This window comes from Ktedonobacter racemifer DSM 44963 (genome assembly GCF_000178855.1).
Lineage (GTDB): Bacteria > Chloroflexota > Ktedonobacteria > Ktedonobacterales > Ktedonobacteraceae > Ktedonobacter > Ktedonobacter racemifer.
Map to the genome: position 1 here is coordinate 2867603 of NZ_ADVG01000001.1, position 14412 is coordinate 2882014.

At 57.7% G+C, this 14412-nt stretch carries 11 protein-coding genes, 1 tRNA gene and 1 other annotated feature; of the genes, 1 reads left to right on the top strand and 11 read right to left on the bottom strand.

Translation table 11 applies throughout. From position 1 onward, the window contains the following. Window positions 1–54: 54 nt before the first annotated feature. The 11 genes from KRAC_RS12230 to KRAC_RS12285 all read right to left on the bottom strand — a co-directional run bounded on the left by KRAC_RS12230 (window position 55) and on the right by KRAC_RS12285 (window position 12032). The gene (locus KRAC_RS12230) at window positions 55–1146 is read right to left on the bottom strand and encodes an isocitrate/isopropylmalate family dehydrogenase (protein WP_007907326.1); all 1092 of its coding nucleotides are present in this window, start codon (window positions 1144–1146) and stop codon (window positions 55–57) included. Further along, window positions 1143–1631, bottom strand: a complete 489-nt coding sequence (locus KRAC_RS12235) for a 3-isopropylmalate dehydratase small subunit (protein WP_007907327.1) — start codon at window positions 1629–1631, stop codon at window positions 1143–1145. Before KRAC_RS12235 ends, KRAC_RS12230 begins: the two co-directional genes overlap by 4 nt. Window positions 1632–1752: 121 nt before the next feature. Beyond that, on the bottom strand, window positions 1753–3006 hold the full coding sequence (locus tag KRAC_RS12240) for a 3-isopropylmalate dehydratase large subunit (protein ID WP_007907328.1): 1254 nt from the start codon (window positions 3004–3006) through the stop codon (window positions 1753–1755). Then, window positions 2994–4157: a LeuA family protein gene (locus KRAC_RS12245; protein WP_007907330.1), complete on the bottom strand. Its 1164-nt coding sequence runs from the start codon at window positions 4155–4157 to the stop codon at window positions 2994–2996. Before KRAC_RS12245 ends, KRAC_RS12240 begins: the two co-directional genes overlap by 13 nt. Then, window positions 4154–6556 carry a [LysW]-lysine hydrolase gene (locus KRAC_RS74535; RefSeq protein ID WP_007907332.1) on the bottom strand — a complete coding sequence of 801 codons (2403 nt, stop codon included), beginning with the start codon at window positions 6554–6556 and terminating at the stop codon, window positions 4154–4156. The genes KRAC_RS12245 and KRAC_RS74535 overlap by 4 nt, the downstream gene beginning before the upstream one ends. Then, on the bottom strand, window positions 6553–7383 hold the full coding sequence (locus KRAC_RS12255; RefSeq protein WP_007907336.1) for a [LysW]-aminoadipate kinase: 831 nt from the start codon (window positions 7381–7383) through the stop codon (window positions 6553–6555). Before KRAC_RS12255 ends, KRAC_RS74535 begins: the two co-directional genes overlap by 4 nt. 19 nt (window positions 7384–7402) lie before the next feature. Further along, window positions 7403–8473 carry an N-acetyl-gamma-glutamyl-phosphate reductase gene (gene argC, locus KRAC_RS12260; RefSeq protein WP_007907338.1) on the bottom strand — a complete coding sequence of 357 codons (1071 nt, stop codon included), beginning with the start codon at window positions 8471–8473 and terminating at the stop codon, window positions 7403–7405. Continuing rightward, window positions 8473–9339 carry a lysine biosynthesis protein LysX gene (gene lysX, locus KRAC_RS12265; protein WP_007907341.1) on the bottom strand — a complete coding sequence of 289 codons (867 nt, stop codon included), beginning with the start codon at window positions 9337–9339 and terminating at the stop codon, window positions 8473–8475. Before lysX ends, argC begins: the two co-directional genes overlap by 1 nt. Before the next feature lie 37 nt (window positions 9340–9376). Beyond that, window positions 9377–9559: a lysine biosynthesis protein LysW gene (lysW, locus tag KRAC_RS12270; RefSeq protein ID WP_007907343.1), complete on the bottom strand. Its 183-nt coding sequence runs from the start codon at window positions 9557–9559 to the stop codon at window positions 9377–9379. A gap of 491 nt (window positions 9560–10050) precedes the next feature. Further along, window positions 10051–10326 (bottom strand) — a binding site (T-box leader). 203 nt (window positions 10327–10529) lie between these two features. After that, window positions 10530–11780: a glycoside hydrolase family 5 protein gene (locus tag KRAC_RS12280; protein ID WP_169460881.1), complete on the bottom strand. Its 1251-nt coding sequence runs from the start codon at window positions 11778–11780 to the stop codon at window positions 10530–10532. Between the two features lie 179 nt (window positions 11781–11959). Beyond that, window positions 11960–12032 (bottom strand) — tRNA-Ala (locus KRAC_RS12285). Window positions 12033–12671: 639 nt separating this feature from the next. On the opposite strand from KRAC_RS12285, the gene KRAC_RS12290 reads away from it, so the two are divergent. Beyond that, window positions 12672–14279: an ABC-F family ATP-binding cassette domain-containing protein gene (locus tag KRAC_RS12290; protein WP_007907348.1), complete on the top strand. Its 1608-nt coding sequence runs from the start codon at window positions 12672–12674 to the stop codon at window positions 14277–14279. Window positions 14280–14412: the final 133 nt, after the last annotated feature.

Here is a 14412-nt window from a genome sequence, read left to right on the forward strand (position 1 = left end):
TAGTACACACCACCTCCAGATCTGGAGGTGGTATGTACACATAGCGCTTATGCTTTAGAGTAGAGAACGCACGGCCGCGATGAAGTCGCTGGTGCTGGCGCCGCCTCCCTGATCCACGGGCAAGGCATGGCCCTCGCTGTAGACACGAGCAATGGCGCGCTCAAGGCGGGTGGCCTGTTCACGGTATCCATAATGCGCCAGGAACATAGTCCCTGAGAGCAGCATAGCCGTAGGATTGATGATATTCTTGCCAGCGATATCGGGAGCCGAGCCGTGTACGGGTTCGAAGTAAGCATACTCCGCGCCGTAGCAGGCGCTGGGCGAGAGTCCCAGGCCACCGATAGAGCCGCTGGCAACATCAGCCAGGATATCGCCGTGCTCATTGCCCAGCACGACGACATCCAGCGTCTCAGGCACGGCAATCATCCTGCGCCCCAGGTCATCAATCAAAAACTCCTGGTAACTAAGTTCCGGATGCTCACGCACCTTTTCGCGCACAATCTCGCGGAAGCGACCGTCCGTCCGTGGCAAGATAGAGTACTTTGCCCCCAGAGTTACACGACCAGGGTAGCCAGCAGCCAGGCGCTGCAAAGCTATATCGCAGGCGGCTTCAGCGACGCGATGCGCCTGCGTATCGGTGCTGACACGCACGGCATAGGCGCCGGTCTCCTGTACTGGAGGCGTCTGCCACCAGGAGCCGCTACTGGCGAGCGTACCAAGCTCGGCAAGCGCACCCTCGCGTGGCGGATACATCCCCTCCAGATTGTCGCGCACAATCACATAGTCGATGCGCTCCGGTTGGCGCATGGGACTCTGATAGCCAGGGAGCCAGCGTACCGGGCGGATATTGACGTAGGTCTGTTTCCCCCAACGCAGGTACCAAAGTACAGGGCGGCTTGGACCGCCGCTGGCACCAAAGAGGGTGCAGTCTGCACTATCAATCGCGGCGCGCGTTTCCGCCGGGAAGGCCTCGCCATAGCGCTCCTGGGCCTCGCGCCCGCTGAGGGCCTGCGTAAACTGGATCTCTGGGACCAGTTCATGCAGGAGCGCCACCGTTGGTAACACGACCTCAGGCGCGGCATCATCGCCCGCGACCACGCAGACCCGCAAGCCGGAGTGTGGCATTGATACATGCTCACCGCTCATCGAAGGGTTCCTTGCTGCTGAATATAGTTGACGATGCCACAGGCGGCAACAATGCGTGCCACGAAGGGGTCAAGCGGCTCAGATTGGAACTGCTGCCCTGTCGTGAGATTGGTGATGAGTCCACTCTCCAGGTTTACATCCATCTGCTGACCATCCTCACCAGCCAGGACCGCCTCCTCACAGATCAAGACCGGTAGACCAATATTGACGGCGTTGCGATAGAAAATGCGCGCAAAGCTGCGTGCGATCACGACTTTGATGCCATTGGCCTGAATGGAGGTGGGAGCGTGCTCGCGTGAGGAGCCGCAGCCAAAGTTATGCCCGGCGAGCAGGATGTCGCCCGTCTGTACCTCCTGCGCGAACTCCGGTAGTACCTCGCAGAGACAATGGCGCGCCAGTTGCGCGGGATCGGTGGTTACGTTATAGCGTCCAGGGATAATAACGTCGGTGTTGATGTTGTCACCAAGCTTCCAGATGCGTCCCATGATGTATGTTTATCCTTTCGGGTGTGTTCTTTTTTACTTATCGAGCCTGCGGCGCTCACATGAGTTAGTAGTGTGTACTGGGTTGTGGCAGCCTGCGGCTGCCACAACCCAGTACACACTACTAACTTAAAAACTCGCGGGGGTCGGTGATGTGGCCGGTCAGGGCAGTGGCGGCGACGGTGGCGGGGCTTCCCAGGTAGATCTCGGCTGTGGGGTCGCCCATGCGTCCGGTGAAATTGCGGTTCATCGTTGTTAGGGCGCGCTCGCCTGGAGCCAGGACGCCAAAATGGCGGCCGATGCAGGGTCCACATCCAGGGGTGCCAACCGAAGCTCCGGCCTGGACAAAGGTATCGATATACCCCAGGCGTAGCGCCTCGCGGTAGACCTCACGCGATGCTGGAATGACGACCATGCGCGTCTCGGGATGAACCGTGCGCCCCTGGAGAATCGAGGCGGCAATCGCCAGGTCGTCCAGGCGTCCATTGGTGCAGGTGCCGAGGAAGACCTGGTCGATTTTGACGTGCTCGACCTGGCCTACGGGCACGACGTTATTTACGTCGGGAGGGCAGGCGATCTGCGGCTCCAGGCGCGAGGCATCAATCTCAAAGACGCGCTCATAGCGTGGGTTGTGCGGCGCCAGCATGGGGTACTCCTGGTCGGTACGTCCACGCAGCCATTCACGGGTCGTCTCGTCAGGGGCTACCAGGCCAGCCTTGCCGCCCATCTCGATGGCCATGTTGCAGAAGGTGAAGCGCTCGCTGATCGACATACGTTCCACCAGGTCGCCAGTATACTCAATCGCGCGGTAGTTCGCGCCATCGACGCCCACCTGGCGCACCATCTCCAGTGTCACATCCTTGGCATAGACTCCAGGCTGTAACTCGCCCACCAGGCGCACATTGATGGTTGAGGGCACACGGAACCAGGAACGACCGGTCGCATAGGCCACGCCGATGTCGGTCGAACCCATGCCGGTCCCGAAGGCTCCCAGGGCACCATAGGTACAGGTATGGCTATCCGCGCCCACGATGATAGCTCCAGGAACGACAAAGCCTTTCTCGGGCATGACCTGGTGACAGATACCTTCCTGCAAAATGGTAATGTCCTGCTCACGTGCGAACGAGCGTACGTCGCGCTGAAGGGTGGCAGCGGCAACGGTCGAGGCAGGGATGATATGATCAAAGACGACGTGGGCACGCTCAGCATTAAAGACGCGCCCACTGCTCACGCCTGCCAGCTTGCGAAAAGCCTGGATGGCCAGGGGCGAGGTGGTGTCATGGCTCATAACATGATCTACCTCGACCACGACGGTCTCGCCCTGTTCCACCGGGCGACCCAATTTGTAGCTAAAGATCTCTTCGGCTAGTGTTCCCATATGAGATGTTCCTCCTCTGATATATGTGCCTGCTGCCAGGCAAGAATAAACATGTCAACCTCGTCTTGACTCATTGAACCCTGTTCAGCGTGGGCTTTAAGCGCGGTAGTCAGGCTGGCAACCGCCTCGCTCTCCAATTGCAGGCCCAGCTCGGCGGCACGATGCCCAACAGCATAGCGCCCAGTATAACGCGTTCCGACCTCCACATTGCGCACCAGGCCAAAATCCTGGGGATTGAGGACCTCGTAGGCGTGCGGATTGTTAAGAACGGCTTTGGTATGAATGCCCGCCCGGTGCGTAAAGGCGCCCGGGGCGGTGATCGGACTATTAAAAGGGATCGCGATATGCACACAGTCCGCCACATACTGATCCAGCAGTGGCAATTTGGTGAGATCGTATCCGCGCAAGATTTCGGGATAATGAATATACATCTGTGAAATCAGGCCGCTGAGCGAGGCAATACCGTTGCGCTCACCAATGCCCAGCACGGTTGTGTCCAGGCAATCGGCACCTCCCTCCAGCGCGGCCACGGTATTGGCGATAGCGCAACCTGTATCATTATGGCCATGGAACTCAATGCCCACCCCGGGGTAGCGCTCGGTGCAGAGGCGAACCAGGCGCTCAACCTCGCGTGGCTTAGCGATACCCACCGTGTCAGGCAGACCAATGCGCAACACGCCAGCATCCACCACGGCATCAAAGACCGTTAGCAGGTCCACCAGGTCGCTACGAAAGGCATCCTCAGCCGAGAAGCGCACGTAGCGCCCCTCCTGGCGTATGTGCTTGATCAGGGGCACAGCATCATGGATGATCTGCTCGATGCGCTTCCCGTGACTATACGAACGTAACTCAGTTGAGGTCCCGTAGAAGAGATTAATTCCATGTACAGGAGTCGCCAGGGCCGCCTGGACATCCGCTTGGGCACAGCGCACATGAGCGACGATGCGCGCGTGGGTATTGAGCGCGCACAGGTCGCGCACCGCCTGCTGGGTCTCCGGCGAGGCAATGGGCGAGGGCACCTCGATCATTGGCACACCGACTGCGTCGAGTAGACGCACAATTTCGCGCCGCTGTTCCGCGCTAAAGTAGGCTCCCGAGAACTGCTCACCCTCGCGCAAGGTCGTATCGACAATACGGATATTGCTTCTCATGACTCCGCTCCCACTTCCACGCTACTCTCCGGGCTGTCCGAGACACTTGTGCTTTCCAGGGATGCATGTGACTCACGTCCTAGCACTTGAAGCACCTGCTCAAGGACCGTAATCGCGTGCTGGTATTCGGCAACCGCGATATGCTCGTTGGGTGTGTGGTCCAGGCTGGAATCGCCCGGGCCATAGGCGACGATGTTCTCGCCCCATATAGGGGCTACGACATTCATATCCGATGTGCCGGTTTTATACTTGAAGACTGGCACATGTCCACCAGCGCGCAGGACACGGCCAAAGGTGCGGGCCAGGGGAGTCACGCGCGAACTCTGGAAGGCGACCTCTTCACCTGAGAAACTAATATGCACCTCATCAGCATCGGCCCACTCCTGTAGCTGAATGCGAAGCTCCGCTATATCAAAGCGCGGCGGCAGGCGATAGCCAATCAGGAACTGCGTCTGATCCTCCATACCATTTTGCAGGCTATTAATGCTGCGCAACGAGGGCATCAGGGCGGCAAAGGCAGAGCTACCAGCGTACTCGGCATTCCACTGCTCGGCATGTGCTCGGATACGCTCCCAGAAAGCAGCGGCGATCTCGTTGCTGCTTCGCTGGGGACCCGCGCTATGGCTGGAGTCACGCGCCACACGTCCCTCCACCAGTAAGCGCCCCTTGTAGCCAATAGTGACGGCGGTGCTACTACTGGGTTCGCCAATGATGCAAGCCTGGGGCTGGTAACACCCGACTACAGCTCGCGCCCCCTTCGAGGTCGCGGCCTCTTCTTCGACCGCGCCAATAATCACGATTGGTGTCGCAGGCGTACCCGCGCGCTGGACCCTTGCAGTTGCAGAGATGAAGGCCGCCAGAGGTCCCTTGGCATCAACCGCGCCACGCCCGTACAGCAGGTCTTCTTCGAAGCGTACAGGAATATTGCCGGGCACGGTATCCATATGCCCGAGCAGGACAATGGGATGCTGCTCCTCCAGGTTCTCGTGCGTGCTGGCGACAAAGTTCCCCGCCTCGTCGACAGAGGCATACAACCCTAACTGGCGCGCCTGTCCGGCGAGATAGTGCGCCAGGGCGCTCTCGCGCCGCGAGAGACTGGGAATAGTCAGCATATTATGCAAAAGCGCAACCTCTGGATCGGCCAGGTGTGGCTCGGTAGACGCAGCCTCTTCCTGAGCCAGTTGACTGCGCTCACTCAGCGCCCGGCTTCCCTCCAGAACCTCCTCGAGCGTATCCAGGACCTGCTCAAGCTGGTGCTCGCTGATAACCAGCGGTGGCAAAAGGCGAATGACATTAGGTCCGGCTGGCAAGGCCAGGATGCCACGCTCGCATAGCTGCTCAAGATACGGCTGGGCGCGACGCTTTAGCTCGATACCAATTAAGAGGCCCAGGCCGCGTACCTCACGCACCAGAGGCGAGCGCATGCCGCGAAGCCGTCCCAGGGCATACGCACCCAGGCGGGCCGCGCTCGTGGGCAGGCTCTCACGCTCAAGAATATCCAGCGTCGCCAGGGCCGCCGCGCAGGCCAGGGGATTGCCGCCAAAAGTGCTGCCATGCGCGCCTCGACCGACACGGCCGCTCTCCATGACACGCGGCCCCAGGCCAATAGCCCCCATCGGTACACCGCCAGCCAGGGACTTGGCCATGCAGAGAATATCGGGTTGCAGATCATAATGCTCACAGGCAAAGAGCCTGCCAGTGCGACCGAAGCCCGTCTGTACCTCGTCCACGATCAGCAAAACCCCACGCTCGTGACAGAGACGCGCCAGGCCCGCGACATACTCAGGCGTGGCGCTATGCACGCCGCCCTCGCCCTGCACCAGCTCGATGATGACCGCCGCTGTCTGCTCGCTGATCGCGGTCTCGGCGGCCTCCAGATTGTTGTAGCGGATATGCGTCACATCAGGCAACAGTGGTGCGAAAGGCTCACGATAGTGCGGCTCCCAGGTTGCGGAGAGCGCACCCATGCTTCGGCCATGAAAGCCGCGCAACGTGGCGATGATCTGTGTTCTCCCCGTGACCAGGCGCGCGAACTTGAAGGCTCCCTCTACAGCCTCGGTTCCACTGTTACAGAGGAAAAAGTGCTCTATCCCGGCAGGTGTGACCTGGGACAGGCGCTCCAGGAGGCGCGCCCGCGTATCGTTGTAGAAGATTTCGGGACATGTCACCAGGCGTTGTGCCTGGGCAGAGAGCGCGGCTGCGATCTCGGGACGCCCATGTCCGATATTGGCGACGCCGTGGCCAGCGGCACAATCGATGTATGCGCGCCCCTCGGCATCCCAGAGCGTGGCTCCCTCTCCGCGCACAATTGTCACGGGACGCTTACCATACACACCACTGGTATAGCGATTCTCCTGTTGCATACTCGTCTCGGCCTGCGTGGTATCTATGATTGTCATGCTTCTCTCCTTCCTACCAGGTGATGTGTGTGTTCTATTATCGTTCCCGCACCATTAAGCACACTCTTGAGGCTCTCACAACCAATGCAGACACGCTGTACACCTGCCTGCAAAGCCTCCTGCGCCCCCAGCATCTTCTTGCGCATACGCCCCTGCGCATACTCCATATAGTCCGCGACGCTCTCAGCGGGTATATGCTCGATGACCGTACTGGCATCGTTTGCATCGCGTCGCAGACCGCTCACATTGGTCATAATGACCAGGGTTTCGGCCTGTAGAGCCGCAGCTACAGTGGCGGCGGCGCGGTCGCCATCGACATTGAGCCGCTCGCCCTCGTGGCTGAGCGCCAGGGGGGCAATGACGGGCGTATATCCGGCTCCCAGCAACAGGCGGAGCAGCTCGCCATTCACCTGCTCGATCTGGCCCGTATAGTCATCGCGAATAATCTGTACGCGTCCCTCGGGCGTGATCGAGCGAATGGCGGCCTTGCGCCGTGCTTGTAATAAACGACCGTCAATGCCCGCCAGGCCCAGGGCGTTGATGCCCTGCCCCTGGAGTTGCGCCACCAGCTCCGTATTGATCTGGCCCGCGACTGCCATGGCGAAGATGCGCAATGTCTCGCTATCGGTGTAGCGGCTTGTCATACCACTGGGAGAGGTAATGGTGCGCGCTTCGTGCCCAAGCTGCCGGGAGAGAGTATTGGTCAGGTCAGAGCCTCCATGTAAGAGCACCACCTGCTGCCCGGCCCGCACCAGCTCCGCCACTTCGCGCAGAATATTCTCAGTCGCGACGCCTGCGCCGCCGCCAATCTTAATTACCAGCGTCATAATCCTTCTCCCTACGCCACTACACTGGATGCAGGCCGGGGAAGGTCAGCCCCAGCATCTCATCCCAGCCAAACATACAATTCAGGGCCTGGACAGCATTGCCTGCCGCGCCCTTCATCAGGTTATCCAGCGCCGCCATGACCACGATGCGTTGCTGCTCCACATCCAGCTCAAAGCCCACATCGCAGTAGTTGCTACCCGCCAGAATCTTGGGTTCGGGATAGCGATAGACACCTGTGCGCTCCTTGACGATGCGAATGAATGGCTCACGCTGATAGGCCTCGCGATACACACGCCAGAGCTGGCGTTCGTCAATGCGCTCTTTAGTGAAGACATGCGCCGTCACCAGGATGCCGCGCACCAGTTCAATGGAGGTCGCGGAGAAGGCCACTATCTGCGGCAGGCCAGTGTTCCCGTGACCAGATAGCAAGCCCAGCTCCTGAATCAGCTCGGCGCTGTGGCGATGGCCTGTAGGTTGGAATGAGCGGACCGCTCCGCTGCGCTCGGGATGGTGACTGCTATTTCCCGGTTTGGCTCCGGCGGCTGATGAACCAACCTTGGCCTCCAGCACCAGCGGTACATTCGCGTCCACCAGGCCCGCGCGATAGAGCGGGGCCAGGCCCAGGATGGCGGTTGTCGCCATACACCCGGTTCCGCTGACCAGCGTGGCCTCGCGCAGCTCCTCGCGGTGCAGCTCGGGAAGTCCATAGACAGCCTCGCGCAGCAGATCAGGGGCCTGGTGGGCATTGCCATACCAGCGCTGGTAGAGCTGGGGATCACGCAGGCGAAAATCGGCCGAGAGGTCAATTACCCTGGGAGCAAGCTGTCGGTAGCGTGCGATCTCGCCCATCGTCGCCCCGTGAGGGAGACAGAGGAAAAGCACGTCGCAGGGCATCAGGTCGTCTGGATGAGAGAAGCGGAGCGTACTCAATCCACGCAGGTTGGGATGGGCGCTATGGAGGTACTGACCCGCGCGACTGCTCGACACCACCTGAGCCAATTCAACCTCTGGATGAAAGAGCAGCAGGCGCGCTACTTCGCCACCGGTATAGCCTGAACCACCGACAATCGTGGCACGAATACGATTCATTACAACACCTCCACACGCGCGCCAGCACGCTCCAGAACATATTCAAGCATTTCAGAAGGAATATCGACACCCGTAGGGGCGATGCTATTGCGGAACTCCATCGTGGCATTGATCTCGTTCACTAGCAGACCACGCTCGGCATCCTCGAAGACATCCACCGCCAGGATACCGCCACCAACCGCCTGCGCTGCCCGCAGGCAGAGCGCGTTCAGTTCTGGTGTCACGGGACAGTTGCTCGTCACCGCCCCCCGGGCGGTGTTGGTGACCCAGTGCTCGCTGGAGCGATAAATGGCACAGATGGTGCGCTCGCCAACGACGAAGGCACGAATATCACGCTGCGGCTTGCGAATATGCTCCTGGATATAGTGGATCTGGTGCTGATACCCGCCCAGGGTCTCCTGGTGCTCAAGCACGGCCTCAGCGGCATCACGATCATTGATACGTGCCAGCAAGCGGCCCCAGGAGCCGCTCACCGGCTTTAGGACAATCGGATAACCCAGCGTTTCGACGCCCTGTAGAGCGGTTGCCTCTTCGAAGGCGAGCAGCGTACGAGGCGTCGACACGCCAGCACGTACAAGCGCCAGGGTGGTCGCGAGTTTATCATTGCAGGTCGCGGTCACTGTCGCGGTATTGACGGTGGGGATGCCCCAGGCCTCCAGAACCTGTAACACGGCCTGCCCACGCGACTGGCTCAGGCTTCGACAGAGCACAGCATCGTATTTGTGCCACTCCTCACTCCCACGTTCGATGTCAAGCAAGAGCTTTCCATCGTCAATCACGTCAAAGTCGATGGCGCGCTTCTGCAAGGCCTCTATCAACAATTTCTCTTCCACGCGAATACGCGAAGTCAGAATCGCCAGCCGCATATGTGATACTCCTTCTCTCTACTCTCTGACCAGGCGTTTACTCGCCCCAGTCCTCGGCTACCTCGGGAGCAAGGCCAAGCTCAGGCTGCTCAAGGTTCAGCACTTCCAGTTCCGCGCTACAATCGGGGCAGTAGACGATCTCGCCTACCAGGACGTTCTGCAAAGGCACCTCTCCGGCGCACTCGGGGCAAGCAGCAGTTAATACAGGATTAGAAATCATGGTGGGTCTCCTTTTCGTGTTTTCTAGCAAAACTTACAATGTTATCGTAACTCAGCATAGCTCAATGAGGAGTCAGGATCTTTCTCATGCCTATACACATCTCATCAAAGTGCTAAAAATTGCCAATAAAAAAGCCCTTCATCCTTCTCTAAAGGACGAAGAGCACTTACTTTCTCGTAAAGGCTCCCGTGGTACCACCTTCTTTCGCTGTCATCTTCCAATGACAACCTCTCTGGGGCAAACCTGACGGTTAGCTCACTGCCCGATTACGGGGGCTCCGGCGAGGTCTATTCTCACGTCATCACGTGATTTCTTCTCGCGGCATCCGGGTCTTTTTCGCGGCTCAGGCATGCGGGCTTCTCAGCAAGCACCCACTCTCTGTCTACACTGGTTGACCGTTACTCGTCCCATCAACACCTATTGGTATGCGATTGTCTGTCTCTCTGTATAATCAGGATATTCAGGCAAACAAAAAAGCCCTCCATCCTTCTCTAAAGGACGAAGAGCGCTTACTTTCTCGTAAAGGCTCCCGTGGTACCACCTTCTTTTGTTGTCACATCGCGGTGACAACCTCCTGGGGCAAACCTGACGGTTAGCTCACTGCCCGATTACGGGGGCTCCGGCGAGGTCTATTCTCACGTCATCACGTGATTTCTTCTCGCAGCATCCGGGTCTTTTTCACAGTTCTTCAACGTATGGGCTTTCCACCGACCGCCCACTCTCTGAACGTGAGAGACAACTGTTACTCGTCCCATCAACGCTTGCATATGTGGTTGTTTGTACTGAGTAAATTTATAACATGCTCCTTCGCACTTTGTCAAGGGGTTTTTATGAAATTTTCAGCAATTCGCCTAACTTGTTCTTTTCGCGCCTATGGCGTTCAGGGTAATGAGTGTGTGGATGGAAAACGGCAAAGCCGTTTTCCATCCACACACTCATTACCCTGAGCGCGAGAGCCGAAGAGGGGACACTAATGGACGCTGTGTTTGAAGGTGCGCAGGTCGCTGACGGTCAGGAGCCAGCGCGTTTCGGAATCGCTCACATAGCTATGAAGATGCTGATAGATAGCATCCCCCATCGCATTGCTTGGCGTGCCACGATAATCGGTAACAAGCTGCGGGATGCTACACACCTGGTCGCCACTACTTGCTGCCACTGCCCATGTCCAGGCCACCCAGCCCACGTGGAGCGTATCCAGGTAGGCTAGCAACTGCTCTACATAGTTTGAGCTACAGTCATACGAGCCAAACTCGCTTACCATGAGTGGATAGAAGGCAGCAAACTTGCCAAAGCCAGCATACCAGTCGGCAGGCTGTTTCCCCCAATAGTTATAGGGGTGTGAGTCATAGACGACGTTCTCGCCTTGCACGGTATACGTAGGCAGGTGGGTCAAATCATAGCCCCAGTTGGTTCCGGCGACAAGCACGAGGTTGTGCGCCCCGGCATGGCGTACCCCATCCACCAGGGACTGCATCCCCACAGCTTGGTAGGTGAGATATTTAAAACAGCCATTGCAGTCGTTTGAGCGTGCCTTATCGTTTGTAATCATGCAGCCATGCAACCAGCAAGCCGCTTTCTGAGGACTGATATGGGGTTCGTTGTAGAGTTCGAACAGCACGTCAGGATATCCCTTATAGGCCTTCGCGACCTGCTGCCAAAAGGTAACGCTATCAGTGTCAGGCATGGCGGCCTCCGCGCCACCTTTGCCCACCTGCCCATTAGCTCCTACCCAGTGTAAATCGAGAATGACATTGAGCTGAAGGCTAGCCAGGTCGTCCACAATGCGCTTCACCAGGGCCTGGTACCTGGTTGGGGTGCAGTTCGCGTCGCCACTTCCGCCCTTGAGCCAGAAGTTCTGCGAGAGGGGTAGGCGCACGGTGTTGCCGGCCCAATATGACCCGGCATTGATATCGAGATCCTTCCCCGAGGGAGTACCCATCAACGCCAGGGACTGCCTGGTGTATGGACCAGCTTGCCCCTCACAATCGTACTCCAGTCCATCACGAGCCACGCCATGAAAGAGATAGGGCTTGCCATCCGCGTCTAGAATCTGGTTCCCCTTCACACTATAGGGTCCATGGGCCATGGCACTGTATGGCAAGACACGCGGTTGCGTTGTTCGCGCAAACACCTTTCCAGTACATGGCTGACCTGGCCAGAAGGATATGCCCCATACTACCAGCCCGACAACAACCATCCAGGTTCGCCTATTTCTTATCACATACAGCCCTTTTCGCATCTTACATCTCCCAACCACGCTTCTATCTTATTATTTGCATATTCGCTACTATACATGTTAAGAAAATCTATGTCAGGACCAAATCAACAGGACTTTGTGGTGTGTGGAATGGGACAAATAAAAAACCCGTTCAGGATATCCTGAACGGGTTTTTCTGTTAATGGACCAGAGGGGACTCGAACCCCTGACCTTCTCCATGCCATGGAGACGCTCTACCAGCTGCGCTACAAGCCCATATGTGTTCGCTTTCGCAACAACATATAGAAGTATACCTGATCTCAAGAATATTTTCAAGTGTTTTTAGGGTGCAATATGGTGCAAGGGTGCAATTTCCAGACTTACCCAAAGTCCCTTCGCGCTTGCGAGCCGAAATAGAAAGTAACAGGTAACTTTTGAGAAGCTTTAAAGCGATTGACTTTCGGAAGCGTCGATGGTATTCTTGAAAAGATACCTCAACTTTTGTTATCTGGCACTGCAAGGACGAGCATAAACTTATGACGGGTGTATCTCTCGCAATAATAATTGCCGCATGAGCGACCACGCCGGGCTCATGCGGTAGGAAAGTGGCACGCGACAGCATAGAGGCTGACCTCTCACACTAAAGAGGTTTTTTATTGCTGTGTCTTCACCTGGCTTACCTCCAGTTTCTTTCCTTCCTCCCATTTCTCTCGCCATGGCGTGTGTCGCTGGGCAGCGGATCGTCTTGCTGCTTGCTCGCGGCCTGCGCTTCCCGCATATCCATGGGTGAGACATGCCCTGCCCCTTTTCTTGCCGCTGGTAGATCGTGCCTACGCCAGCCTACAACAACATGTACCGATCACCATCTTGTCTAAATATAAAACCGAAGCGCCTTAGGAGAAATAAGAAAACGCTATGCTGCAAGTCAATCATCTACAACTTTCATATGGGGCACGCTTAATCCTCAATGATGTCTCTTTTACGGTCGCACCTGGCGAGAAAGCCGGCCTGATCGGCGTCAATGGTGCCGGAAAAAGCTCACTGCTCAAAATTGTCGCGGGCCAGCAGGAGGCCGATAGCGGCACCATCGCTCGCCCACGCACCTTTGGCTACCTCTCGCAGGATATCGCCCACGAAGAGGGAACGGCCGGAAATGGTACCGTGCGTGACTTCATCTTCAATAGCACAGGCCTGGATAGCGCCATCGAGCAGTATGAACAGCTCTCCGGGCAGATCGCCAGCGCCACTGGCGATGAACTGGAGACGCTCCTGGAGCACTTTTCGCTGGCACAGGAGGCCCTGGAACGCCTGGGTTACTACGAGGCCGACGCGCGCTGCGAGGAGCTGATCGCGGGTCTGAATATCGGAGGTCTGACACTTGACCGCTCCGTAAATACTCTGAGCGGTGGGCAGAAGACAAAGCTGGCCCTGGTCCGGCTCCTCTTCCAATCGCCCGAACTCCTCCTGCTCGACGAGCCTACCAACTTCCTGGATGTGGAGGCCGCGGGCTGGCTGATGGAGTTTCTACAGGAATATCGTGGCGCGCTGCTCATCATCTCGCACGACCTGGACCTGCTGGACCGCAGCATTACCAAGATTCTGCGCCTGAATGAGTTTTCGCACGCCCTTGAGGAGTATAAGGGAACCTATACCCACTACCTCTCAGTCACGGGCGACGCCCTGGCACTTCTGGAAAAAAACAAGAAGCAGCAGGAGCGCGAGATTGATCGCCTGCGCAAGACCTCCGACCGCCTACGCCGCTTCGGCGCGACACGCGTAAGTCAGCGTCGCTCGCTTGATCGGCGCATCTCTGAACTGGAGACCAGCAAGTCCGAGCTACCACAGGAGAGTCGCCGCATCAAGATCGATTTTCCGGTACGCTATCCAAGTAGCCAGCTCGTGCTTAAGGCCGACCAGCTCAGCAAGAGCTATGGCAGCAAGGTCATTTTCAACGAGATCAACTTCGAGGTAGAGCGCGGGCAGCGCCTGGTCATCGTCGGCCTCAATGGCGCGGGCAAGACGACGCTGCTGCGTACACTCCTTGGTCTCACCCCTCTCAATGCAGGGAAAGCTATACAGGGGGAGCGTGTACGCCTGGGCTACTACGCGCAGGAGAATGAAGGCCTTGACTATGAGAACACCGTACTGCACGAGGCCAGCGAGGTTCTCCCTGAGAATATGAAGCGCGTACGCAATGTTCTGGGACGCTTCCTCTTCAATGGCGAGCGTGTCTTCCAGAAGATCCAGACCCTCAGTGGAGGCGAGAAGACGCGCCTGGCCCTGGCAAAGATGGTCCTGGATGGCCCTAACCTGCTCGTACTCGACGAGCCTACCAGCCACCTGGATGCCACATCGCGTAAAATTGTCGGCGAGGCGCTTGGAACCTATAACGGTACGATTATGACCGTCACCCACGATGTCGAGTTTGTACGCGACCTGAAGCCAGATACGCTGCTCTTGATGCCCGAAGGGCGCATCGTCCATTACGATGAGCGCTATGACGAGCTCCTTGAGCGAGCATAGTTTTATGGGGTAAGTGGTGTGCTGTCCTGACGGCCTGCGGTCTCAGGACAGCACACCACTTACCCCATAAAAAGACTGCAACTGTGATTTACCAGGCGCGTATAAGAGATGAGACACCCTGGCGACAATTGAC